The 1,740-nt window shown below is 44.1% G+C and carries 2 protein-coding genes; both read left to right on the forward strand.

Translation table 11 applies throughout. The features are described 5' to 3' along the window. A partial coding sequence (locus AC5V8P_RS25440) for a sigma-70 family RNA polymerase sigma factor (RefSeq protein ID WP_495474035.1) occupies positions 1-313 on the forward strand: 313 nt, incomplete at its 5' end. Between the two features lie 44 nt (positions 314-357). Next, positions 358-1,740, forward strand: a 1,383-nt coding sequence (locus tag AC5V8P_RS25445) for a flagellar assembly protein A (protein ID WP_495474036.1), incomplete at its 3' end; no start/stop codon positions are given.

Raw genomic sequence — 1,740 nt, forward strand, 5'->3', positions numbered from 1 at the left:
ACTGGAAGACCCGATCCGTGAAGAAGAGTCGGAAACAAGACTTTCCCTGTTGGTGGACGAAAAGGCGAAAAATCCGGATCATAAGGTTAATGAATTCACACTTCGTGACGCCTTGGCACAAGGCATCGATAAATTAACTGAAAAAGAGCGTATCGTTGTTTCTTTATTGTATTACGAGGATTTGTCACTCAGCGAAATTGCTGAGGTCATGTCACTTTCTCCTTCGCGAATTTCTCAGTTGCATTCCAAAGCAATATTACGTCTGAGAGCGACACTGGACAAACAACGGGATTTGCTAATGCGTAAAGATTAACGTACGGGAGGTTACAGTAACAGTTAGACGGAAGGAGCACCCATGTGGAGAAGCAGTATGCTTTGGATCAGTTTTTAAAAGTGGTTGTCTCACCTGACAAACAATCCGCCTACTTGGAGTTTGCCAAACGTGAAGAAGGCTTTGCCTGTTCTGTAGAAGAAATAGAACGTTTTCTAAGCAACCAAAAAATAACCTACGGTCTAATTACCGATGCAATTCGCACATTTGCGGCAAATCCGGAAGATCATTTCTTCGGAAAATTACTGATTGCTCAGGGAAAGCCGCCGATCCACGGTACAGACGGAAAAATTAATCTGGCCGATATTGTCACCGGTGAAGATGCACATAAGCCACTTGAAACGGTAGATGGACGGGTGGATTATAAGGAATTAACTCGTTTAAGAAATGTGAAACGTGGACAACTGATTGCCGAACGGGTGGACCCTCTGCCAGGTGTACCGGGAATTGCTGTAACCGGAGAGGAAATCCCTTTTCTTCCAGGCAAAGAGGCGCGTTTTAAAGTTGGAAAAAATGTAGTGATCCATCCAGAAGGCGTTGCGATGTACGCAGCTATTGATGGCTTAGTGACTACAACTGAAAAAGGCAAGCTTAATGTGTTCCCGGTGTATGAAGTGAACGGAGACGTTGATTACAGCGTCGGTAACATTGATTTTGTTGGAACCGTCGTCATTCGTGGGAATGTTTTGACAGGTTTTCGTGTTCGAGCGGCTGGCGATATTCGTGTCATTGGCGGTGTAGAAGGCGCTGAAATAGAGGCGGATGGTTCAGTGGAAATTAGCGGTGGTATTATCGGATACCATAAAGGATTCGTAAAAGCTGCACAAAATGTGAAATGCTCGTTTATACAAGATGGTAACGTGATTGCTGGAGGCGATGTACTTGTATCTCAGAGCATCATGCACTCCCAGATCAAAGCGAGTAATAATGTAATCTGCGAAGGGACAAAAGGACTTATCGTGGGTGGCAGTGTACAAGCTGGTAAAAAAGTAGTGGCACGTACCATCGGTAATACGATGTCTACAGCTACTAATATCGAAGTGGGCGTGCTTCCCGAACTGCGTGATGAACTGACAGAACTCCGCGCACGGTTGAAGCAGCAGACAGACAGCCAGGATAAAACGAATAAGGCTCTTACAATATTGGATCAGCTCGCGGCTGCCGGACAACTCGCACCTGATAGAATGGCTATGCGAATCAAGCTGACATCTACGAAAAAATCAAATGAACAAGAACTTTTGGAAACAAAGTCCAGAATGCTTGAAATTGAACGAACATTAGAAGATACGAGCCGCGCCCGGGTAGAAGTAAAAAATGTGATTTACGGTGGCTCTAAAATAGTTATCGGCAGATATACAAAATTTATTAAAGATTCTTTGGAAAGAATGGCGTTTTATTATCATGAGGGA

Source organism: Paenibacillus sp. N119s, assembly GCF_059447605.1.